The 21,335-nt window shown below is 73.0% G+C and carries 21 protein-coding genes and 1 pseudogene; 14 read left to right on the forward strand and 8 right to left on the reverse strand.

Annotated features, from left to right (window positions below; all coding sequences use genetic code 11):
* Window positions 1-191 precede the first annotated feature (191 nt).
* The 3 genes from ACIQ6R_RS22195 to ACIQ6R_RS22205 all read left to right on the forward strand — a co-directional run bounded on the left by ACIQ6R_RS22195 (window position 192) and on the right by ACIQ6R_RS22205 (window position 3,264).
* Window positions 192-803 carry a DJ-1/PfpI family protein gene (locus tag ACIQ6R_RS22195; protein ID WP_404173486.1) on the forward strand — a complete coding sequence of 204 codons (612 nt, stop codon included), beginning with the start codon at window positions 192-194 and terminating at the stop codon, window positions 801-803.
* On the forward strand, window positions 800-1,285 hold the full coding sequence (locus tag ACIQ6R_RS22200) for a MarR family winged helix-turn-helix transcriptional regulator (protein WP_404222965.1): 486 nt from the start codon (window positions 800-802) through the stop codon (window positions 1,283-1,285). The genes ACIQ6R_RS22195 and ACIQ6R_RS22200 overlap by 4 nt, the downstream gene beginning before the upstream one ends.
* 86 nt (window positions 1,286-1,371) lie before the next feature.
* Window positions 1,372-3,264 (forward strand): protein kinase, encoded by a 1,893-nt coding sequence (locus ACIQ6R_RS22205; RefSeq protein WP_404222966.1) that lies wholly within the window; start codon window positions 1,372-1,374, stop codon window positions 3,262-3,264.
* 102 nt (window positions 3,265-3,366) lie between these two features.
* Here the strand turns inward: ACIQ6R_RS22205 and ACIQ6R_RS22210 are convergent, their stop codons facing one another.
* Window positions 3,367-4,122: an SLATT domain-containing protein gene (locus ACIQ6R_RS22210; protein ID WP_404173495.1), complete on the reverse strand. Its 756-nt coding sequence runs from the start codon at window positions 4,120-4,122 to the stop codon at window positions 3,367-3,369.
* A 270-nt stretch (window positions 4,123-4,392) separates the two neighbouring features.
* On the opposite strand from ACIQ6R_RS22210, the gene ACIQ6R_RS22215 reads away from it, so the two are divergent.
* The 4 genes from ACIQ6R_RS22215 (at window position 4,393) to ACIQ6R_RS22230 (ending at window position 6,366) form a co-directional block, all read left to right on the forward strand.
* Window positions 4,393-4,737 carry a YbaB/EbfC family nucleoid-associated protein gene (locus ACIQ6R_RS22215; RefSeq protein ID WP_121748203.1) on the forward strand — a complete coding sequence of 115 codons (345 nt, stop codon included), beginning with the start codon at window positions 4,393-4,395 and terminating at the stop codon, window positions 4,735-4,737.
* 73 nt (window positions 4,738-4,810) lie between these two features.
* A complete protein-coding gene (recR, locus tag ACIQ6R_RS22220; protein WP_087808111.1) occupies window positions 4,811-5,410 on the forward strand; it encodes a recombination mediator RecR in 600 nt (199 codons plus the stop codon).
* Window positions 5,403-6,062, forward strand: coding sequence for a DUF5063 domain-containing protein (locus tag ACIQ6R_RS22225; protein WP_404173498.1), 660 nt, complete (start codon window positions 5,403-5,405; stop codon window positions 6,060-6,062). The genes recR and ACIQ6R_RS22225 overlap by 8 nt, the downstream gene beginning before the upstream one ends.
* Window positions 6,063-6,180: 118 nt before the next feature.
* The gene (locus ACIQ6R_RS22230; protein ID WP_404222967.1) at window positions 6,181-6,366 is read left to right on the forward strand and encodes a DUF397 domain-containing protein; all 186 of its coding nucleotides are present in this window, start codon (window positions 6,181-6,183) and stop codon (window positions 6,364-6,366) included.
* Between the two features lie 138 nt (window positions 6,367-6,504).
* Here ACIQ6R_RS22230 and ACIQ6R_RS22235 read toward each other — a convergent pair.
* A pseudogene (locus ACIQ6R_RS22235) lies at window positions 6,505-6,726 on the reverse strand (FG-GAP repeat domain-containing protein); the annotation flags it as partial.
* Between the two features lie 259 nt (window positions 6,727-6,985).
* On the opposite strand from ACIQ6R_RS22235, the gene ACIQ6R_RS22240 reads away from it, so the two are divergent.
* The 4 genes from ACIQ6R_RS22240 (at window position 6,986) to ACIQ6R_RS22255 (ending at window position 11,638) form a co-directional block, all read left to right on the forward strand.
* The gene (locus ACIQ6R_RS22240) at window positions 6,986-8,278 is read left to right on the forward strand and encodes an aspartate kinase (RefSeq protein ID WP_404222968.1); all 1,293 of its coding nucleotides are present in this window, start codon (window positions 6,986-6,988) and stop codon (window positions 8,276-8,278) included.
* Entirely contained in the window at window positions 8,278-9,354 is a 1,077-nt protein-coding gene (locus ACIQ6R_RS22245) for an aspartate-semialdehyde dehydrogenase (RefSeq protein ID WP_404173519.1), read from the forward strand. Before ACIQ6R_RS22240 ends, ACIQ6R_RS22245 begins: the two co-directional genes overlap by 1 nt.
* 476 nt (window positions 9,355-9,830) lie before the next feature.
* A complete protein-coding gene (locus tag ACIQ6R_RS22250; RefSeq protein WP_404222969.1) occupies window positions 9,831-10,409 on the forward strand; it encodes a SigE family RNA polymerase sigma factor in 579 nt (192 codons plus the stop codon).
* Window positions 10,406-11,638, forward strand: coding sequence for a hypothetical protein (locus ACIQ6R_RS22255; RefSeq protein WP_404222971.1), 1,233 nt, complete (start codon window positions 10,406-10,408; stop codon window positions 11,636-11,638). Before ACIQ6R_RS22250 ends, ACIQ6R_RS22255 begins: the two co-directional genes overlap by 4 nt.
* A gap of 43 nt (window positions 11,639-11,681) precedes the next feature.
* On the opposite strand, the gene ACIQ6R_RS22260 is transcribed toward ACIQ6R_RS22255, so the two are convergent.
* On the reverse strand, window positions 11,682-12,494 hold the full coding sequence (locus tag ACIQ6R_RS22260; protein WP_404222972.1) for an SURF1 family protein: 813 nt from the start codon (window positions 12,492-12,494) through the stop codon (window positions 11,682-11,684).
* 133 nt (window positions 12,495-12,627) lie between these two features.
* Here ACIQ6R_RS22260 and ACIQ6R_RS22265 point away from each other — a divergent pair, with 133 nt between their 5' ends.
* The gene (locus ACIQ6R_RS22265) at window positions 12,628-14,484 is read left to right on the forward strand and encodes a S9 family peptidase (RefSeq protein WP_404173528.1); all 1,857 of its coding nucleotides are present in this window, start codon (window positions 12,628-12,630) and stop codon (window positions 14,482-14,484) included.
* A gap of 147 nt (window positions 14,485-14,631) precedes the next feature.
* On the opposite strand, the gene ACIQ6R_RS22270 is transcribed toward ACIQ6R_RS22265, so the two are convergent.
* Window positions 14,632-16,539, reverse strand: a complete 1,908-nt coding sequence (locus tag ACIQ6R_RS22270; RefSeq protein ID WP_404223030.1) for an NAD-binding protein — start codon at window positions 16,537-16,539, stop codon at window positions 14,632-14,634.
* A 243-nt stretch (window positions 16,540-16,782) separates the two neighbouring features.
* Between ACIQ6R_RS22270 and ACIQ6R_RS22275 the strand changes: the two genes are divergently transcribed.
* Both ACIQ6R_RS22275 and ACIQ6R_RS22280 read left to right on the forward strand, forming a co-directional pair.
* Complete coding sequence (locus ACIQ6R_RS22275) at window positions 16,783-17,292, forward strand: hypothetical protein (protein ID WP_404173531.1); 510 nt, start codon at window positions 16,783-16,785, stop codon at window positions 17,290-17,292.
* A gap of 43 nt (window positions 17,293-17,335) precedes the next feature.
* The gene (locus ACIQ6R_RS22280; protein ID WP_404173534.1) at window positions 17,336-18,889 is read left to right on the forward strand and encodes a flotillin family protein; all 1,554 of its coding nucleotides are present in this window, start codon (window positions 17,336-17,338) and stop codon (window positions 18,887-18,889) included.
* Between the two features lie 30 nt (window positions 18,890-18,919).
* Here the strand turns inward: ACIQ6R_RS22280 and ACIQ6R_RS22285 are convergent, their stop codons facing one another.
* From ACIQ6R_RS22285 to ACIQ6R_RS22300, 4 genes are all read right to left on the reverse strand, one after another.
* On the reverse strand, window positions 18,920-19,963 hold the full coding sequence (locus ACIQ6R_RS22285) for a PucR family transcriptional regulator (protein ID WP_404223031.1): 1,044 nt from the start codon (window positions 19,961-19,963) through the stop codon (window positions 18,920-18,922).
* Window positions 19,964-20,200: 237 nt separating this feature from the next.
* Complete coding sequence (locus ACIQ6R_RS22290) at window positions 20,201-20,503, reverse strand: zinc-ribbon domain-containing protein (RefSeq protein WP_404173537.1); 303 nt, start codon at window positions 20,501-20,503, stop codon at window positions 20,201-20,203.
* A 110-nt stretch (window positions 20,504-20,613) separates the two neighbouring features.
* A complete protein-coding gene (locus ACIQ6R_RS22295) occupies window positions 20,614-20,838 on the reverse strand; it encodes a helix-turn-helix domain-containing protein (RefSeq protein WP_376675265.1) in 225 nt (74 codons plus the stop codon).
* Window positions 20,838-21,335 (reverse strand): DUF2975 domain-containing protein, encoded by a 498-nt coding sequence (locus ACIQ6R_RS22300; RefSeq protein ID WP_404173540.1) that lies wholly within the window; start codon window positions 21,333-21,335, stop codon window positions 20,838-20,840. Before ACIQ6R_RS22300 ends, ACIQ6R_RS22295 begins: the two co-directional genes overlap by 1 nt.

Genomic DNA, 21,335 nt, shown 5'->3' on the forward strand with positions numbered 1-21,335 from the left:
CACCGGTCGTTCGTCACCGGCCACCGGCCACCGGCCACCGGCCACCGGCCACCGGCCACCGGCCACCGGCTACCGGCTACCGGCCATCGGCTACCGGCTACCGGCCACCGGCCACGCTCCAGTCATTGACAGCGTTCTGTCGAGATGACAGCCTTCTGTCATAAGGTTCCCGTGTACCCGTTGGAGGAGACATGAACGGCACCCGCAAGCCCGTCCATCTCGCCGTGTACGACACCCTGGCCGACTGGGAGGCCGGCCACGCGACGGCCCACCTCGCCCGCGCCGGGTACCCGGTCCGCACCGTCGGCCCCACCACCGCGCCCGTCACGAGCATCGGCGGCCTGCGGATCCAGCCCGACCTGGCCCTGGCCGACGTACGCCCCGAGGACAGCTCCCTGCTGATCCTCCCGGGCGCCGACCTCTGGGACACCACGGACGGCCTCGCCCCCTTCGCCCGCACCGCCCGCGCCTTCCTGGACGCCGGCGTGCCGGTCGCCGCCATCTGCGGCGCCACCGCCGGACTGGCCCGCGAGGGCCTGCTCGACGACCGCGCGCACACCAGCGCCGTCTCCTTCTACCTGGCGGCGACCGGCTACGCGGGCGGCGGGCGGTACGTGGAGGCCGACGCGGTCACCGACCGCGGCCTGACCACCGCCGGCCCCACCGAGCCGGTCGCCTTCGCCCGCGAGATCCTCGGCCTGCTCGGGGCGTACGAGGGTGAGGTGCTGGACGCCTGGTACCGGCTGTTCCACGACTCCGACCCGGAGGCCTACGCCGTACTGGAGAAGGCGGGCGCCGCGTGAGCGGCCGGGAGCGGCAGGACCTGCTCAGCGGCGCCGCGCTCGGCGTCTTCCGGCTCAACGGCCAGTTCCTCGCGGTCGCCGAGGAACTGGCCCGCCCCGCCGGACTCACCGCCGCCTGGTGGCAGGTGCTCGGCGCGGTGCTGCGCGAGCCGCTGCCCGTCTCCGGCGTCGCGCGGGCGATGGGCATCACCCGGCAGAGCGTGCAGCGCATCGCCGACCTGCTGGTGGAGCGGGGGCTCGCCGAGTACCGGCCCAACCCGGCCCACCGCCGCGCCAAGCTCCTCGCGCCGACGGAGGCGGGCTTCGCGGCCGTCTCCCGCATCGACCCCGGCCACGCGGCCTTCGCCGACCGGCTGGCGCAGGCGTACGGGTCCGAGGCGGAGCTGGCGGAGGCGGTGGCGGCCCTCGAACGGCTGTCGAAGGCGCTGGGCGCGCTCGGCGGACCGTCCACCGCGGACGGCCCGCCTGTTACGGAACCGTAGACCGGACCGGCTCACCACACGGCCGCCCCCCACTATCCTCTGTCTGTTGCTCACGTGGATTCACGTGCGGGGGAAGGCGGCGCGACATGGACAAGCTCGGGGACGGGGACCCGCGGCACATCGGCGATTACCGGCTGCTGGGGCGACTCGGTGCGGGCGGTATGGGCCACGTGTACCTGGCCCGCTCGGACCGCGGACGCACGGTCGCCGTCAAGCTGGTGCGCGAGGAACTGGCCGCGCAGGAGGAGTTCCGGGAGCGGTTCCGGCAGGAGGTCGAGTCCGCGAGGCGGGTTGGCGGCCACTGGACGGCGCCCGTGCTGGACGCCGACACCGAGGCCGCCGTGCCGTGGGTCGCCACCGGGTACGTCGCGGGCCCCAGCCTCCAGCAGGTCGTGGGGCACGACCACGGGGCCCTGCCCGAGCGTTCGGTACGCACGCTGGCGGCCGGTCTCGCCCACGCCCTCCAGGACATCCACGCTGCCGGGATCATCCACCGCGACCTCAAGCCGTCCAACATCCTCGTCACCATCGACGGCCCCCGCGTCATCGACTTCGGTATCGCGCGCGCCCTGCAGACGATGACCGACGGCGGGCTCACCCGCACCGGCGCGCTGGTCGGCTCGCCCGGTTTCATGGCGCCCGAGCAGGTGCGGGGCGACCGCATCACGCCCGCCTGCGACGTCTTCTGCCTCGGTTCCGTCGTCGCCTATGCCGCCACCGGCGAGCTGCCCTTCGGCACCGCCAACAGCGGCGTGCACGCCCTGATGTTCCGCATCGCCCAGGAGGAACCCGACCTGGACGGCGTGCCCGAGAGCATCGCCGACCTCGTACGCGACTGCCTGAAGAAGGACCCCGCCGCGCGCCCCTCCCTCGCCGAGGTCCTGGAGCGCACGGGCGCGCAGGACACGCTCGCCGACGGCCGCTCCCGCGACCCCTGGCTGCCCAGCGCGCTGGTGGCGCAGCTCGGCCGGCACGCGGTGCGGCTGCTGGACACGGAGAACCCGGAGGCGCCGGGAGCGGCCGGTGCCGCCGCGGCGGCCGCCCAGGACCCGAACCCGAAACCGGACGCGCCGTCCCCGTCCCCGTCCCCGTCGCCGGAGCGGGAGCCGTCCGCCGCGACGCCCGACGGTCCGCCCCCACCGCGCGAGCCGGGCAGCGGGGGTGCCCCGCTGAACCACCTCCCCACACTGGTCGCCGGCCAGAGCCCTCCGACGCCCCCGCCCGCCTACGGCCACCCTCAGCGGCCCCAGCCCCAGCCCCAGCCCCAGCCCCCCGCCCACGGCTACGCCCCGCCCTACGGCGCGCCTCCCGGGTACCACCCGTACGGCGGCGGTCTGGGCTCGACCCCGCCCTACGGGCCTCCGCCGCCGTACGGTCCGCCGCGGGAACCGTCCCGAAGAGGCCGCTCCACCGCCCTGCTGATCGCGGTCGCCCTGGTCGTCGCGCTGGGCGCCGGAGGCTCGGTCTACGCCCTGATGAGCGGCGACGACGGCGGCAACCGGGCCGGCGACGACCCCACACACACCGCGACGGCCGGAGCGTCCCCGAACCCGGGCCCCAGTACGGACGGCTCGGCCCCGACGAGCGAGGCGGGCCGGCCGGCCACGCCCACGTCGTCGCCCCGGGACGGCGCGATCCCGACGGCGTACCTGGGCACGTGGGCCACGACCATCGACAACGCCTCCGGCGTCCACCCCAGGCGGCTGACCATCCAGCAGGGCGACGTGGGCGACACGGTCATGTCACTCGTCGCGGACGGCCCCGCGGGCAACGGCACCTACCACTGCGTCTTCGAGGCCGACCTCAGGAACGCCCCGGGATCCGACGGCCCACTGAACCTCGGCCCCTCCACGGTGACGGTCGGCCCCGCCGCCACCTGCACCCCGGGCGAACCCACCCAGGTCACCCTCCTGCCGAACGGCACCCTGGAACGCACCAACACCAGCACCGGCGAGACACTGACGTACCGACGTCAGTAACGCGTCACCGCGGACAGGCGGGTGTCCGCGTGTGTCCGCGGGCAGTCGTGCCGCAGGACGGCGCGGCGCGGGTACTACCCCGCGGTCCGCCCGCCGGGCCCGTCACCGCGGCTCCGGCGGCCGCTGCCGGGGCATGTTCGGCCGGGCCCCGTTCGCCGGCGCCGAGAACCGTCCCGGCACTCCCACCGCCCCCGCTTCCGCCCGCGCCCCGCCCGCGGACACCGCCTGCAACCCCAGCGGGGCCGACCCGGTCCGGAAATCCACCATCCAGTCCGCCGTCTCCGTCCGCACCAGCTCCGTCACGTCCTCCGAGAACCGCCGCAGCACCAGCAGACACCGCTCGGCCGCCTCACTCGCCGTCCCGTCCGCCGGACCCAGCACCTCACGCACGCTCTCCGACGCCCAGTCGAACTGGAGTACCTGCAGTCGCCGCTGCACGGCCTGTGCCGTGGCGACGTCCCGCATCCACCCGGACGTGACCCCGAAGTACCGGTCCCCGGCCACGCACGCCACCCCGAACAGCAGCGCCAGATACCCCCAGGGGGCGACCCCGCCCACCACCCCTGACATGTCCAGCAGCGGCAGCGCCGCCCCGGCGACCGCCCCCGCCGCGGCCCCGCCCCGCAGCGCCATGGCGCCCCGGCGCTTCCACACCCGGTCCGCCAGATACCAGCCCGCCGTGTCCAGCGCGCCCCGCTCCACCCACCGGTACAGCTCGTCCAGCCGCTCCGCGGGCAGCGCCCAGTCCCCGAGCGGAAACGCCCGCCCGGTGAGGTCGCCCGGCCGCAGCCCGGCCGCCCCCTCACCGCCCCGCCCGTCGTGCGGCGGCCCCTCGGGCTGCATCTCCGGCTGACCCACCCGGCACTCCCTACTGCTCACCGTCCGTGAAGACCTGAGACCTGAAGACCTGAAGACCTCATGCGCCAGCACCTTCCTACCGCCCAATGGGTGGCGAAGCCCTGGGTTCCGCCGTTTTTCCGCCCGTAAGTGGTCGTTGATCAGGTATAGGGCTCCCTCGACGTCACTCGAAAGAGTGCTGGAGCGAGGGCCGCGCGGACCACGTAGGCTCGTGCCGAACGGCAAAAACCCGCGGTGACCCCGCGGCGACAGCGGCGACAGGAGCTGAACGTGATCCCCGGTGGTGGCCAGCCCAACATGCAGCAGCTGCTTCAGCAGGCCCAGAAGATGCAGCAGGATCTCGCCCAGGCCCAGGAGGAACTGGCGAGGACCGAGGTCGACGGCCAGGCGGGCGGCGGCCTGGTGAAGGCCACGGTCACCGGCTCCGGCGAGCTGCGCGGCCTCGTGATCGACCCGAAGGCGGTGGACCCGGAGGACACCGAGACCCTCGCCGACCTGGTCGTGGCCGCGGTCCAGGCGGCCAACGAGAACGCGCAGGCCCTCCAGCAGCAGAAGCTCGGCCCGCTCGCCCAGGGCATGGGCGGCGGCAGCGGCATCCCCGGCCTGCCTTTCTGAGTTCGCCTTTCTCAGACCGGCCGAAGCCCTCTACCGTACGTAGTGCAGGAACCTCAGGAAGGACGGCAGTCCGTTGTACGAAGGCGTGGTCCAGGACCTCATCGACGAACTCGGGCGGCTGCCCGGCGTCGGTCCCAAGAGCGCGCAGCGGATCGCCTTCCACATCCTCCAGGCGGAACCGACCGACGTACGGCGGCTCGCCCAGGCCCTCATGGAAGTGAAGGCCAAGGTCCGCTTCTGCGCGACCTGCGGGAACGTCGCGCAGGAGGAGCAGTGCAACATCTGCCGCGACCCGCGTCGCGACCCCTCCGTCATCTGCGTGGTGGAGGAACCCAAGGACGTCGTGGCCATCGAGCGCACCCGCGAGTTCCGCGGGCGCTACCACGTGCTCGGCGGCGCGATCAGCCCGATCGACGGGGTCGGCCCCGACGACCTCCGCATCCGTGAACTGCTCGCCCGCCTCGCGGACGGCACCGTCACGGAACTGATCCTGGCCACGGACCCGAATCTGGAGGGCGAGGCCACGGCCACGTACCTCGCCCGCATGATCAAGCCCATGGGCCTCAAGGTCACCCGCCTGGCCAGCGGCCTCCCGGTGGGCGGCGACCTGGAATACGCGGACGAGGTGACCCTCGGCCGCGCCTTCGAGGGGAGACGACTCCTAGATGTCTGACGCCACGCTGCACGCGACCAACCAGAACCCCGACGACTTCGCCGTCCAGATCGCCGACCAGATCGAGAGCTTCCTGGTCGCCGTCACCGAGGTGGCCAAGGGCGACGAGCCCGACTCCGCCGTCCCCTTCCTCCTCCTGGAGGTCTCCCAGCTCATGCTGGCCGGCGGTCGCCTGGGCGCCCACGAGGACATCGTCCCCGACGAGCGCTACGAGCCCGACCCGGGCCCGGAACTCGACGTGGACGAGCTCCGCGAGAACCTCGCCCGCCTCCTCGACCCGATCGACGTCTACTCCGAGGTCTTCGACCCCTACGAGCCGCGCAAGGCCCCGGTCCCGGCCCGTATCTCCGACGACCTCACCGACGTCATCACCGACCTGCGCCACGGCATGGTCCACTACAAGGCGGGCCGCACCACGGAGGCCCTGTGGTGGTGGCAGTTCTCCTACTTCTCCAACTGGGGCTCCACGGCCTCCGCGACCCTGCGCGCCCTCCAGTCGGTCGTCGCCCACGTCCGCCTGAACCAGCCCCTGGAGGAGCTGGACGGCCTCGACACCGACCAGGACCTCGGCGACGACGCCCTGGAGCGGGAGGCCGGCAAGGTCATGGTGGAGGAGATCGCGGGCCCGCTGGGCCTGCGCCCGGTCACCTGACGCGGGCCGCCCCGGCGGGCTGGAGGCGGGTGCTCATGCGGCATCGCGTCCGAGCGCCGCGCGCAGGCCCTCGGCCTCGCTGAGTCGGCTTGCTTCATCGAGGGGGTGGTGGATCGCCGTGAGTGACCAGCTGACGTGGATCAAGTCCAGCTACAGCGACGACGAAGGCGGCGCCCGCGTCGAAGTCGCCCTCGCCCCCACCATCCACATCCGCGACTCCAAGACGGCCCCCGACGCCCCCGGACTCCACGTCTCCGCTCCCGCGTGGACGGCGTTCATCGCCGCAGTTCAGCCCGGAGCTTGAGCCCCGGGACCCGAGCTCTTCCTGGTCCGGGTATGTGTCGAGGACCGTGTCGGCCTTCCGGGCGCCGAAGGGCGCGCGCCAGTTGCCGGTGCCGGGGTAGTAGTACGTTTCGTCCGCGCCGTGGGCGTACAGGTCGCGTCGGCCGTCGCGGTCGGCGTCGCCGATGCCGACGGTGTACCGATACGCGTTCCAGCCGCCGCCGATCCGCGTGCGGGGCGCGAAGGTGCCGTCGCCCTTGCCGAGGTAGAGCCAGAGGACACCGGCCTGCGGTGACGGCGGCCGCGAGCCGTCGTCTGGACGGACGCACCTGAGACAAGGTGGTGATCCCTCCCCGGGGCGCGGCGCACCGGCGCGCCACAGCCCTCAGACGCACCGCCCGCCCCAAGGGTTGTGCTCCCCGCGCGTGCGTGCTTTACGGAACGAAAAGACACTTGTGAACGTGTGACACACGGCACTTTTCCGAGTGACCCGCGCCCTCCTGGGCATGAGCCAGCCTGAGCGAGTACCCGGGTCTCACCATGCGATACCGCAGAGGGGAAACCCGGACGCTCGGTAAAATGAGCCGACCGCAGTACATATACGTACGTGCGGAAAGAGACGGATTGAGCGAGGAGCGCACGTGGGCCTTGTCGTGCAGAAGTACGGAGGCTCCTCCGTAGCCGATGCCGAAGGCATCAAGCGCGTCGCCAAGCGGATCGTGGAAGCGAAGAAGAACGGCAACCAGGTGGTCGCCGTCGTTTCCGCGATGGGCGACACGACGGACGAGCTGATCGATCTCGCCGAGCAGGTATCCCCGATCCCTGCCGGGCGCGAACTCGACATGCTGCTGACCGCCGGAGAGCGTATCTCCATGGCGCTGCTGGCCATGGCGATCAAAAACCTGGGTCACGAGGCCCAGTCGTTCACCGGCAGCCAGGCCGGAGTCATCACCGACTCGGTCCACAACAAGGCCCGGATCATCGACGTCACGCCGGGTCGTATCAAGACCTCGGTGGACGAGGGCAACGTCGCCATCGTGGCCGGCTTCCAGGGCGTCAGCCAGGACAGCAAGGACATCACCACGCTGGGGCGCGGCGGGTCCGACACCACGGCCGTCGCCCTCGCCGCCGCGCTCGACGCGGACGTGTGTGAGATCTACACCGACGTGGACGGCGTGTTCACCGCCGACCCGCGCGTGGTGAAGAAGGCGAAGAAGATCGACTGGATCTCCTTCGAGGACATGCTGGAGCTCGCGGCCTCCGGTTCCAAGGTGCTCCTCCACCGCTGTGTGGAGTACGCCCGCCGGTACAACATCCCGATCCACGTCCGGTCCAGCTTCAGCGGACTGCAGGGCACGTGGGTCAGCAGCGAGCCGCGCATTGGATCGACACAGCAGCAAGGGGAAAAGCAGGTGGAGCAGGCCCTCATCTCCGGTGTCGCGCACGACACCTCGGAGGCCAAGGTCACGGTCGTCGGTGTGCCGGACAAGCCGGGCGAGGCGGCCGCGATCTTCCGCGCGATCGCCGACGCCCAGGTCAACATCGACATGGTCGTGCAGAACGTGTCCGCCGCCTCCACGGGCCTGACGGACATCTCCTTCACCCTGCCGAAGACCGAGGGCCGCAAGGCCATCGACGCGCTGGAGAAGAGCCGGGCCGGCATCGGCTTCGACTCGCTGCGCTACGACGACCAGATCGGCAAGATCTCGCTGGTCGGCGCGGGGATGAAGAGCAACCCGGGCGTCACCGCCGACTTCTTCACCGCGCTGTCCGACGCCGGGGTGAACATCGAGCTGATCTCGACCTCCGAGATCCGTATCTCGGTCGTCACCCGCAAGGACGACGTGAACGAGGCCGTCCGCGCCGTGCACACCGCCTTCGGGCTGGACTCCGACAGCGACGAGGCCGTCGTCTACGGGGGCACCGGGCGCTGATGGTCGACATCGCGGGTGCCGGGCGCACCGGGCGGCCGACCCTGGCCGTCGTCGGAGCGACCGGCGCCGTCGGTGCGGTCATGCTCCAGATCCTGTCCCAGCACGCGGACATCTGGGGCGACATCCGCCTGATCGCCTCGCCGCGCTCGGCCGGCCGCAAGCTGGCCGTGCGGGGCGAGGAGGTCGAGGTCGTCGCGCTGAGCGAAGAGGCCTTCGACGGGGTCGACGTCGCCATGTTCGACGTACCCGACGAGGTCTCCGCCCAGTGGGCGCCGGTCGCCGCCGCCAAGGGCGTGGTGGTGGTCGACAACTCCGGCGCGTTCCGGATGGACCCGGACGTGCCGCTCGTCGTGCCCGAGGTCAATCCGCACGCGGTGCGGATGCGGCCGCGCGGGATCGTCGCCAACCCCAACTGCACGACGCTGTCCATGATCGTGGCGCTGGGCGCGCTGCACGCCGAGTTCGGGCTGCGCGAGCTGGTCGTCTCCTCGTACCAGGCGGTGAGCGCGGCCGGGCGGGACGGCGTGGAGACGCTGCGCCGGCAGTTGTCCCTGGTGGCCGGGACCGAGTTGGGGACACACCCCGGTGACGTGCGGCGGGCGGTCGGCGACGACACCGGGCCGTTCCCGGAGCCGGTCGCGCTGAACGTCGTACCGTGGGCCGGGTCGCTGAAGGACGACGGCTGGTCGTCGGAGGAGATGAAGGTGCGGGACGAGTCCCGCAAGATCCTCGGGCTGCCGCGGCTTCCGGTGGCGGTGACGTGCGTCCGGGTTCCCGTGGTCACCACGCACTCGCTGACCGTGCACGCCCGTTTCGAGGGCGAGGTCACCGTCGACAGGGCCCGGGAGATCCTGGCCACCGCGCCCGGCGTCGTCCTCTTCGACAACCCGGCCGCGGGGGAGTTCCCCACCCCCGCCGACGTGGTCGGCACCGACCCGGCCTGGGTCGGCCGGGTGCGGCGGGCCCTGGACGACCCGACGGCGCTCGAACTCTTCGTCTGCGGGGACAACCTGCGCAAGGGGGCCGCCCTGAACACCGCGCAGATCGCGGAGCTGGTGGCGGCCGAGTTCGCCTGAACAGGCATCAGGGGGGACAGAAGTCCTGGTCGTTGGGGGGTTTGTCCGGAGGATCCATGGGCGAGGTGTGATCCGGAAGTTGGTCCGGACTACTTGTATCCGACACCTGTGGCATCAGAGGATTTGCTCCCCGCCCTCCGCAACCGAGCGGAGGGCGGGGAGCGTCTTTGCGGTCACCCATTCAGGGCGCGGGGACGCGTGAGTCGGCGTGGGGACGCCGAGGACGGGCGTGGGGACGCTCGTGCACATGGGACATAGGGGAAGAGCGGGACGATGAGGGCCTATGACGCACCGTCGGACGGGTGGCTGCCCGACAGGCACGGGAACGTGACGCCCGGCACGTACAACCCTCGAGGGGGTGAGCGTGTCCAACTGGCGTGGCAGAGGTTCTCGAATTCACCGCAGGAACGCGCGGCGCGGCTCTGCGCCCGCCCAGCCGGTCCGTCCGTCCCCGTGCGGCCGGTCCGGCCGGTGGCATGCCGGTGATCGCGCCCATGCCCGCAGCGCGGCCGGCCCGCATATCGAACCAGCGCGACGGCGCGGAAGAGGACGCGGCGGCGGCGGGTACCACCGTCGACCACCTCACCGAGACGTACCGGGCGCACTACCGGTCACTGCTCGGTCTCGCCGCCCTCCTCCTCGACGACACCGCCTCCTGCGAGGACGTCGTCCAGGAGGCCTTCATCCGGGTCCACTCGGCGCGCAAACGCGTCCGTGACCCGGAGAAGACCCTGGCGTACCTGCGCCAGACCGTCGTCAATCTCTCGCGTTCGGCGCTGCGCCGCCGCATCCTCGGCCTCAAGCTGCTCTCCAAGCCGATGCCGGACATGGCGAGCGCGGAGGAGGGCGCCTACGACCAGCTGGAGCGCGACTCCCTGATCAAGGCGATGAAGGGACTCCAGCGCCGCCAGCGCGAGGTCCTGGTCCTGCGCTACTTCGCCGACATGACCGAGGCGCAGGTCGCCGAGACGCTCGGCATATCCCTCGGCTCGGTCAAGGCGTACGGATCGCGCGGCATCGCGGCGCTCAGGGTGGCCATGGAGGCACCGGCATGAGCGACGGCGACGACGCGGGGCGCGACGCCCGCGACGAGCACGGCCCCCGGGAGGGGGACGCGCCGACCGAGCCGACCGGACCGGCCGGGCTGATCGGGCAAGAGCAGCCGAAGCACACGCACACTGGGAACGGAACTGTGAACCACGGCCCAGCCGAACAGGGCCCCGACACTCAGGGGACCCGCGCTCAGGGACCCGACGGGCTCGACTCCGACGAGCTGGCCCTGCGCAGGATGCTGCACCACGCCGTCCAGGACGTGGAGCCGAGCGACGGCACCCTGGACCACCTGCGCCGCGCGGTGCCCGCCCGGCGGGCCCGCAAGCGCCAGGCCGCGGTCGGCGTGGCGGCCGCCGCGCTCTTCCTCGGTACGGCGGTCCCGGCCCTGATGCACGTCTCGGGTGCCACCGGACCGGGGGCCGACCCGTCCGTAGCGGGCCACGCCTCGCAGACCCAGGGCGGTGCCTCCCAGGGCAAGGACCCGGCAGGCGGCCAGAGCGGCATCGTCGGATCCGCGGGCACGGACGAGGGCAAGGACAAGGCCGGCCCGAAGGAGACGCCCGACAAGGACGAGGAGAGCGGCGCCGCGACGGGCTCGGCCCCGGGCGCCGACCCCTCCGCCAGTACCTCCGCCGGCATCCCCGTGTGCACGGCCGAGCAGCTCGGACCGGCCGTCGCGAGCAGCGCCGCCCCCGATTCCACGGGCGCGGTCTACGGTTCCTTCAGCGTCACCAACGTCTCCTCGGCCGGCTGCACCGTCGTCGGCCCCGGCAGCGTGGTCGTCACCCCGCAGGGCGCTGCGGACGCCGCGAAGATCGGCACGGCGCGGCACGCGGCCGGGGACGCGGCGGCCGGACTGCCCGACCCGTCCCTGGAGACCGCCTCGCTGACGCTGGCGCCCAGCTCCGCGTACGAGGTGCGGTTCGCCTGGGTGCCCTCGGAGACCTGTCCCACCACCGGCGGCACCACGGGGGGCGGCACCGGCGGCCCCTCGCCCGATCCCTCGCCCACCGAGGAACCGACCGGCGCGGGCGGCACCTCCACGAGCGGCGGCGGCGACACCGGCACCGGCACCACGCCCCAGCTGGTCACCGAGGACGGCCCGGCCGGCGGGAGCGTGTCGGTGACGTACACCCCGGAGGGCGGCGCCGGGTCGGCGACGGCCACCGTGTCCAACGCGTGCGCGGGGACGGTGTACTGGACGGGTGTGCTTGCGGGCACGGGGATGTGACCCCGCCGGCGGGTGCCGCCCGCGCTCTGCGGGCCGTCCGGCGTCAGACGCCGGAGGGGGTGGGGTGCGGCTCCCGCTCCGGCTCGTCCTCCGGGGCCAGGCCCAGCTCCGCGTCCCGGGCGAGTTCGACCTCGCGGCGCAGCAGCCGGAACCACATGAAGATCACGAAGCCCACGAAGGCGAACCACTCGGCGGTGTAGCCGAGGTTCTGGAACGCCTTGAGGTCCAGCCCGGTGTTCTGCGGCGCGCTCACGGGCACGGCGCGCATCCCTGAGTCGCCCTCGTTGAGGGTGACCCACGCGTCGTACACGTCGTACGGCACGAGGTTCAGCAGGGTCGCCGCGCTGATCGCGCCGGTCTGCCCGTCCGGCCACCCGGTGCGGCCGCTGACGCCGTTGGCGCCGACCGACTCGGCGGCCTGGAGGGCTCCGGTGACGGTGACCTCGCCGGCGGGCGGGGCCGGGGCCTTCGCCGGGTCGGGCTCACCGGGCAGCCAGCCGCGTACGACGGGCAGCGCCTTGCCGGCGTCGGTGCGCAGCAGGGTGAGGACGTAGTAGCCCTCCCGGCCGTCCAGCTCCCGCTCCGGGACGAGCAGCTGGTCGTCGTACCGGCCGCGCACGGCGGTCTGGTCGCCGACCGTCGCCTTGTCCACGGGCAGCAGCTCCGCCAGCGGGCGGGCCGCCTTCCCGCGGGCCGACTCGTCCCGGGTGGTCGCGGTCTCGTGGTCCTGCACCCGGTCCTCGAACCGGCCGAGCTGCCAGGAACCCATGAAAACGCAGAAGGGGATGGCCAGGACGACGAAGACGTTGATCCCCCACCATCGGGGCGTCAGCAGAAACCGGTACACGCCCTCCACGGTACGGTGCGCGCCCCCGCGATCCGTCCTCGGGGCTGTGGAAAAGCATCGGACGATGCCGGGTCGGGCGGAGTTGTCCACAGGCTGGGGATCCGGTCCGCGCGATGTCCCCGGGACGGGGCAGTATGGGGCCATGACTGAGAGCAACGGGTCCGTGTCACCGGACCAGCGGCGGGGACAGGACAGCGCGGGGGACGGGTCGCGGGGCGCGGAGATGCCCGACTGGGAGAAGCGGTTCCGGGCCCCGCGGGTGTCGCTGCCCGACTGGGCCGAGGACGCACCGGACCGCTCCCTGTTCGTGTCGAACGCGACGGGGACGTACGAGCTGTATGCCTGGGACCGGTCGACCGGCGAGCAGCGCCAGGTCACCGACCGGCCCAACGGCACGACGGACGGCGTGCTCTCACCGGACGGTGACTGGATCTGGTGGTTCGACGACAAGGACGGCGACGAGTTCGGCGTCTGGCGCCGCCAGCCCTTCCAGGGCGGCGAGGACGAACTCGCGGTGCCGGGACTCGACCCCTCCTACCCGGCGGGCCTCGCCCTCGGCCGGGACGGGCGCACGGCGGTGATCGGCCGCTCGACCGACGAGGACGGCACGACGATCCACCTCGCGTACGCGGGCGGGCCCCCGGCGGAGATCTACCGGCACCGCGAGTCCGCGGGCGTCGGCGACCTCTCCCACGACGGCACGCTGATCGCCATCGAGCACACCGAGCACGGCGACGCCATGCACTCGGCGCTGCGCGTCCTGCGCCCCGACGGCACGACGGTCGCCGAGCTGGACGACACCGAGGGCGGCGAGGAGGAGCTGGGCCTGGAGGTGCTCGGCTTCGCGCCGGTCGACGGCGACACCCGCCTGCTCATCGGCCACCAGCGCCGGGGCCGCTGGGAGCCCCTGGTGTGGGACGTGGCGACGGGCGAGCAGACCGACCTCGCCCTGGAGCTGCCCGGCGACGTCAGCGCCGAGTGGTACCCGGACGGCGGCGGCCTGCTGATCGTGCACGGCTTCGAGGCCCGCAGCGAGCTGTTCCGGTACGACTTCGCCGAGCGCGAGCTGGTCGAGATCGAGACCCCGGCCGGCACGGTCTCCGGGGCGACGGCCCGCCCGGACGGCAGCGTGGAGTACCTGTGGTCCTCGGCCGCCGAGCCGTCGGCGGTGCGCTCCACCACGGGCCGGGTCGTGCTGGACCCGCCCGGCATGAAGTCGCCCGGCTCGGTTCCGGTGGAGGACGTGTGGGTGGACGGTCCGGGCGGCCGCATCCACGCCCTGGTCCAGAGGCCGGCCGGCACGACCGGACCGCTGCCGACGGTCTTCGACATCCACGGCGGTCCGACCTGGCACGACAGCGACGCCTTCGCCGCCGGCCCCGCCGCCTGGGTCGACCACGGGTACGCGGTGGTCCGCGTCAACTACCGCGGCTCCACCGGGTACGGCCGGGCCTGGACCGACGCCCTCAAGCACCGGGTCGGTCTCATCGAGCTGGAGGACATCGAGGCGGTCCGCGAGTGGGCGGTCACCTCCGGCCTCGCGGACCCCGAGCGGCTGATCCTCACCGGCGGCTCCTGGGGCGGTTACCTCACCCTCCTCGGCATCGGCACCCGGCCGGAGGCGTGGACGCTGGGCATCGCCGCCGTGCCGGTCGCCGACTACGTCACCGCGTACCACGACGAGATGGAGGGACTGAAGGCCCTCGACCGCACCCTCCTCGGCGGCACCCCCGAAGAGGTCCCCGACCGCTACGAGGCGTCCTCGCCGCTGACCTACGTCGACCAGGTCAAGGCCCCGGTCTACATCTCCGCCGGTGTCAACGACCCGCGCTGCCCGATCCGCCAGGTCGAGAACTACGTCGAGCGCCTGGAGGCCAGGGGCGCGGCCCACGAGGTCTACCGCTACGACGCGGGGCACGGGTCACTGGTGGTGGACGAACGGATCAAGCAGGTCCGGCTGGAACTGGACTTCGCGGAAAGGTACTTGCCGGGCGACTAGCGGGGCGGCGGCCCGCGTCGGTGGGGTGGCTGCTGTGGCGGCCTCTGTGGTGCCTTCTTGGCCGGCCGAGCCGGTGGTGGGCGGGCACAGGCCGGGGGCCCAGGAGGCGGAGCCCCCTGGCGGGGTTGCCAGGGGGCGGGGCGGCCGCTACCGCCCCGTCCCCTGCCGCGTCCGCCGACCCAGCAGCTCGGCCAACCCCCGCCGCGTGGCCGCCAGCACCACCCGGTCCTCGCTCCGCAGGACATACGTGTCGGGCAGCTCCCACACCAACCTGGACTCCCGAGCCGCCGCACCGTCGGCACCGGCGTCGGCGGGGCGCTGCCCGTCGGAGGCCTCCCCATCGGTGGCCTCCAGGGCCAGCACCCGCCACGCCCCCGCCCGGAACGCCTCGCCGACCGTCTTCCCCTCCAGCTGCGGGTGCCCGGCCACCCTCACCGCCGCGAACAGCAGCACCCGCCGTTCGACGGGGATGGCCCCCAGGATCTGGCGGCCCATCATCGCCCCGGCGAACGCGGGCGCGGACAGGTGGGTCACACTGCGGCTCCGGGTGAGCGAGCCCGGGTGCGCGGCGCGCAGGGTGCGGTACACGGCGGTCGCGAAGTCGTCGTCGTACAGGCGCAGCACCACCCGCAGGCGGGACCGTACGGAGCGGGCGTAGAGCGCGGCCTCCAGGTTGGTGGTGTCCACGCTGGTCAGGGCGAGCAGTGAGTGCGCGCGGTGGATCTTGGCGGCCTCCAGGACGCCCTCCTGGGTGACGTCCCCGAGCACCACCGGCACCCGCAGCCGCCGGGCGGTCGCCATGCCGCGCGCCTCGGGATCGGCCTCCACACACACCACGGGGATGTCCATCTCCCGCAGCCGGGTCAGCACACGGGTGCCGATCTTGCCGAGACCGAGCAGGACGACGTGCCCGCCGAGCCCGCGCGGCGGCTTCCGTACCGTCGCGGCGTTGCGGAAGGTCCCGAGGGCTTCGAGCACGGCGGCCAGCAGCACCGGAAGCAGCAGCAACCCGACGAAGCCGGACAGCAGTTGCAGCACCTGCCGTCCCGAGTCGTCGTTGTGCGCGGGCTCGTTGATGGCGAACAGGTCGAGCAGCGTCACGTAGGTGGCGTGCAGTGGATGGTCTCCGGTGACCACCATCAGCGCCACCGCGAGCGCGACCACGCAGGCCCCCAGCCCCGTCAGCGACCAGCGCAGCCGGCGCGAGAACAGTTCGCCGAACGGGGGAACCCCGGCGCGTGCGGCGGGCAGTGGCGGACCGGCGTAGGACACCTGCTCCAGGGCGACGGTGGCGCGTCCGGTGGCCGCCTCCACCGCCGCCGCGTCGGGCAGCAGTTGCGGCCCCTGGTCGCCGCTGCCCTCCGAACCGTCGGCGCCGGCCGGGTCGTTGCTCGTCGCGGAGAGCAGCGCCAGGGTGCACAGCCCGGGGTCGGCCACCTCCCCGGGGCGGGGCGGCTGCCGTTCCACCGCGCGCAGCAGCAGCCCGTCCGTCTCGACGACCTTGCTGGTGCCGACGAGGGCCGTCGCGGCCAGCGCGGGCGCGGCCGTGTCGGCGTCGGACAGTACGGTCGTGGAGGTACCGGCACCGTCGAGCCCCGGGTCCCGTGGGTCGCCGCCGGTCGCCAGCGTGGCGGTCTGGTCGAGGAGTTCCTCGATGTGCCGGCCCAGCCGCCGGTTGTACAGGCGCAGGACCAGGCGCAGCCGGGGGTTGAGCCGCCGGGCGGTCAGGGCGGCGCGGATGTTGGTCTCGTCGTCGTCGTACACGAGGGCCAGCGCGGCCGCCCGGTCCACACCGGCCTCCGCCAGCACGTCCTCGGTCGGCTCGGCGGCCTCCAGTTCGCGGCCGGCGCCGTTCGGCTCGTCGTTGCCCGAGCGGTTGACGGCCGCGTTGACCATGTCCAGCAGCGCGGCCGAGGCCGCGCGGGCCCGCCCGACGACCGGCTGACGCACCCGCCGCCCGGAGGGCGGGACGACGAGGGTGACCTGTTCGCGGTACACGCCGCGCAGTTCGGCCGCCAGCCGGTGCGCCAGTCCGTCGTCGCCGCACACCACCATGTGCGCGTACGCGTCACCCTGCGGAACCTGATGCGGAACGCTCCCCGTATGAGTGCCCATTTGAGTAAGGACAGTACCGGCCGCGGGTGCGGTTCCACGTGCGTGCGAAGGGGCGGAGGAGAGACGGAGGACGGCATCAAAGACGCGTAAAGATTGCCGGAACACGGAAGTGACGCAATCCTGCGCCGCGTGTGACGATTCGTTTCACCGAAGCTCAGCGACGGGCGAGAGGGGGACGGCACGATGGCCTGGTTTCTCGGGCTGGGTATCACGGGGATCGTGCTGCTCGCCCTGTCGTTGGTCTTCGACGGACTGCTGGAAGGCGCGTTCGGGGGAGCGCTGGACGGCGTCCTGGAGGGGTGGCTGTCGCTGCCGGTCATCGCCGGATTCACGGCGATGACCGGCTTCGGTGGCGCCATCGCCCTCGGTACCGGCATGACCGGTCCCGCGGGCGCCGCCGGGGCCGGTGCGGTCGCCGGCGTCGGGGCCGGCTGGCTGACGTACCGCTTCAGCCGTGCGCTGATGCGTGACCGGAGCGCCGTCGCACCGAGCGCGGACGACCTGCTGGGCACGTCCGGCAAGGTCGTGACCGCCATCCCCGCGGACGGCTTCGGCGAGGTGCTGCTCCGGCTCGCGGGGCAGCCGCTGAAGTGCGCGGCGCGCAGCGCGGGGCCGGTGGCGCGGGGCGCCGAGGTCTGGGTCGAGGCGGTGCCGACGGGGACGTCGGTGGTGGTGCGCCCGGTCGACCGCTGAGTCTTCTTCTTCTCTGTTCCTCTCCTGATTCGGGGGCGTTGCCATGAGTCCTGTCGTCATCGCGGTGCTGGGAGTCGTCGTACTCCTGGTGCTGCTCGCGCTGGTGGTGGTCAGCCGCTACAAGGTGGCCGGGCCCAGCGAGGCGTTCATCGTCACCGGGCGGCGCGGCAAGAGCTCCACCGATCCGGAGACGGGCCGGGTGTTCACCGACAACAGCGGCCAGAAGGTCGTGGTGGGCGGCGGCGTGTTCGTCGTGCCCTTCGTGCAGCAGCGCTTCACGCTCGACCTCTCCTCGCGGCACATCCCGGTCGCCGTGCGCGGTGCGGTGACGCTGCGGGGTGTGAAGGCCAACCTCGAAGGCGTCGCCATCGTCAAGGTCGGCGGCACCGAGGACGCGATCCGGGCCGCCGCGCAGCGGTTCCTCATGCAGCAGGACGGCATCGTCGGCTTCACCCAGGAGGTGCTGTCCGGCGCGCTGCGCGCCATCGTCGGCCGGATGTCCGTGGAGGACGTCATCCGGGACCGGGCCGCGTTCGCCGGGCAGGTCGCCGAGGAGGCCGAGGCCAGCCTGTCCGGGCAGGGCCTGGTGCTCGACGCCTTCCAGATCCAGGACATCACCACCGAGGGTTCCTACCTGGAGGACCTCGGCCGCCCCGAGGCGGCCCGCGCCGCGCAGGAGGCCGACATCGCCGAGGCGGTGGCCCGGCGGGCGGCCGAGCAGGCGCGGCTGAAGGCCGAGGAGGAGATCGCGATCGCACAGCGGACCCTCTACCTGAAGCAGGCCGAGATCAAGGCCGAGACCGACCAGGCGTCGGCCCGCGCCAACGCCGCGGGGCCCCTCGCGCAGGCGGCCCGGGAGCAGGACATCCTCGCCGAGCAGGAGAAGGTCGCCGAGCGGCAGGCCGCGCTGAAGGACCGCCAGCTCGACACCGAGGTCCGCAAGCCCGCCGACGCTCAGCGGTACGCGGCCGAGCAGGAGTCGGAGGCCCGCCGGGTGGCGCGGGTGAAGCAGGCGGAGGCCGAGCGGTCGGCCGAGATCGCCGCCGCCCAGGCCGAGGCCGAGCGGGCCCGGCTCACCGGTGAGGGCGAGAAGCAGCGGCGTGGCGCGCTGGCCGAGGCGCAGGCCATCGAGGGCCTCAAGCAGGGCGAGGCGGAGCGTTCCCGGCGTGCGGCGATCGCCGAGGCCGTACGGCTGGAGGGCGAGGCGGAGGCCGCCGCGATCGGTGCCAAGGGCTCGGCCGAGGCCGAGGCGATGCGGCAGAAGGCCGACGCCTTCGGGCAGTACGGCGACGCCGCCGTGCTCCAGATGCTGGTCGAGGTGCTGCCGCAGGTGGTGGCCAAGGCGGCCGAGCCGCTGGCGGCCGTGGACAAGATGACGGTCATCTCGACGGACGGCGCGAGCCGGCTGTCGCGCACCGTCGCCGACAACGTGGCGCAGGGCATGGAACTGCTGGGCTCCACGACGGGCGTCGATCTGCCCGCGCTGCTGAAGAACATCACCGGGCAGGACGCGAAGACGGCGGACCGGCCGGGCGGTGCGGAGCAGTCGGAGGAGCCGGACCCGCAGCGCAACGGCAAGGTGGAGATCACGGGCTGACGGCCGCCCTGCCGGCCGGGGCCGGCCCGCTCAGATCTCCTGGGCGGGCCAGCGCAGCAGCCGGGCCCCGATGACCGCGGTCTGCAGGGTGTAACGGTGCACCGGGTCGGCGGGGTTGGCGCCGGTCAGCTGGTGGATGCGGTCCAGCCGGTAGGTGAGGGCCCGCACACTGAGCCTGAGGCGCCGGGCGGCCTCGGCCGCGGTGCAGCCGGCGTCGAAGTACACCTCCAGGGTCCGCAGCAACGGTTCGGCACCGCCGCGAGCCCCGCGCAGCGGACCCAGCACGCTCAGCACGAGGTCGGCCATGGCCTGCCGGTCACGGGTGAGCACCGGGTAGACGAGCAGGTCGGCGGCGCGCAGCACGGGTTCGTCGAGTTCCAGCCGGTCGGCGAGTTCGAGGGTGCTCAGCGCCTCCTCGTAGCTGTGCACCACGCCGCCCGCGCCGGTCTGGGGGCGCCCGATGGCCACCCGGCTGCCGTCCGTGGCCGCGTACGCCTGCTTGGCGAAGAAGGCGAGGACGTCGTCCTGGTCGCCGGGCGCGATGCAGATCAACTGCCCGTTCTTGGTGGTGATCAGGATGCGGCGGTCGCCGAAGCGGGAGATGAGCGCCGTCTCCACGAGCCGGGTCACCGGGGCGGTGTCGTCGTACGCCTCGGGCCCCTCGGCCACCGCGACGGCGTGGGCGTGGGAGAGGACCAGGCCGAACCGCTCGGCCCGTTCGGCGAGCCGGCCGAGGTCGCTGCGCCCGTAGAGCAGGTCGTCGATGAACTCCCGTCGCGCGGCCTCCTCCTGCCGTACGGCGAGGCGCTGGGCGCGTTCGTATCCCTCGGCGAAGGCGTCGACGGCCTGGGTGACGGCGGCGAGCACGGTGTCCGTGACGCCCGGGCCGGAGTCCGTCGTACCGCCGGGCCAGGAGGCGCGCGTGGCGTCCAGGTGCAGTCGTACGAGACCGCGCAGACTGTGCCCCGCCTCCGCGGCCTGCTCACCGAGGAGCCGCCGGGCCTCCAGCTCGTCGCGCGTGAGTCTGCGCCCCGTACCGGCCACCCCGGCCAGGATCTCGGCGTATCCGGTCAGATACGTCTCGGACTGATCCGCCTGCTGATCCGTCCACTGATCCGTCTGCCGGCCCGTCCGCTGGTCCGTCACCCCGCGCCTCCCCTGCCGTTCACGCCCGGTGCGCGGTGTCCGGCAACGTGAGGGTAGTCAAGGCTGCCGGAAACCGGCAACGCGGTGGGGGAGCGGCCCGGAGCACGGTGAGCGGTCCGGCCGCCGGGGCGAGCTGTCGAGACGTTCGTGTCCTTTCGCCGAGCGTCACGGCCGCTGGTAGGGCTGCTGCCGCGGCTGTCCGTACGCCTGGCCGCCGGGGCCGCCCTGGCCGCTCGTGGCCTGGGTCTGGAGCTGCTCCGCCTGCTCCTTCGTCACCTGCTGCTCGGCGCCGCAGAAGGTGCACTGCGTCAGGTACTTCGTGGAGAACGGGAACAGCGGCACGAAGAACAGCGTGAACTTCGTGACGCGCTTCCTGAGCGTGTGCGCGGACGGGTTGCCGCACTGGCCGCACACCAGCGTCAGTATCGCGAGCTGGTAGAGGTATCCCTTGGTGCCGAAGATGATCACGGGGCGGTCCTTCCGGGTCGGTGCCCGCGGGCGCGCAGGGCACCCAGATCTTCCCCCAGATTGCGCCAGGACGGGCCCCGGAAGCCAGCCGTGGACGACGCCGGCCGGCGTCACCCGTCCGCGTCCGCGCCCCCGGCCTCCCAGCGCAGCAGGTCTCCCGGCTGGCACTCGAGTACGTCGCAGAGCGCGGCGAGCGTCGTGAAGCGCACCGCCTTGGCGCGGCCGTTCTTGAGCACCGCCAGGTTGGCGGGGGTGATCCCGACGCGCTCCGCGAGGTCGCCCACGGACATCTTGCGCTTCGCCAGCATCACGTCGATGTCGACGACGATCGGCATCAGATCACCTCTGCCAGCTCGGCCCGCATCCGCGCCGCCTCGATGTCGCGCGCGACGGCCTGGGCGAGCAGCATCCGCAGGACGAGCACGACCAGCGCCACGCCCAGGATCGCGACGACGACCCCGCCCAGGAGGAGGACGATGCCGGGCGCGACGGCCTCGCCCGGGGCCAGGACGACCGCGAGCGCGAACACCAGGAGCGCGGCCGCGACGAAGGCACCGATCACGACATGGACGTACCTGAAGGCGCCGAGGGAGAACACGGTGCCCCGCCGCACCATCGTCACCAGCCGCCAGACGCAGACCAGTACGGTCTGGGCCGCCGCGGCACCCAGGACGACGATCAGGAAGACCGGTGTGCGTACGGACGCCAGGGCGGCGTCGGGATCACCCGATTCGGCCACCAGCAGCCAGAGCAGCACGCCCTGAATGAACGCTGAACCGGCGAGCAGCATCACCAGCACGCCTCGCAACGCGAGCACTGTCAGCTGTCCCAT

It is taken from the genome of Streptomyces sp. NPDC096048 (assembly GCF_044763415.1).
In the GTDB taxonomy this organism is placed as follows: Bacteria; Actinomycetota; Actinomycetes; order Streptomycetales; family Streptomycetaceae; genus Streptomyces.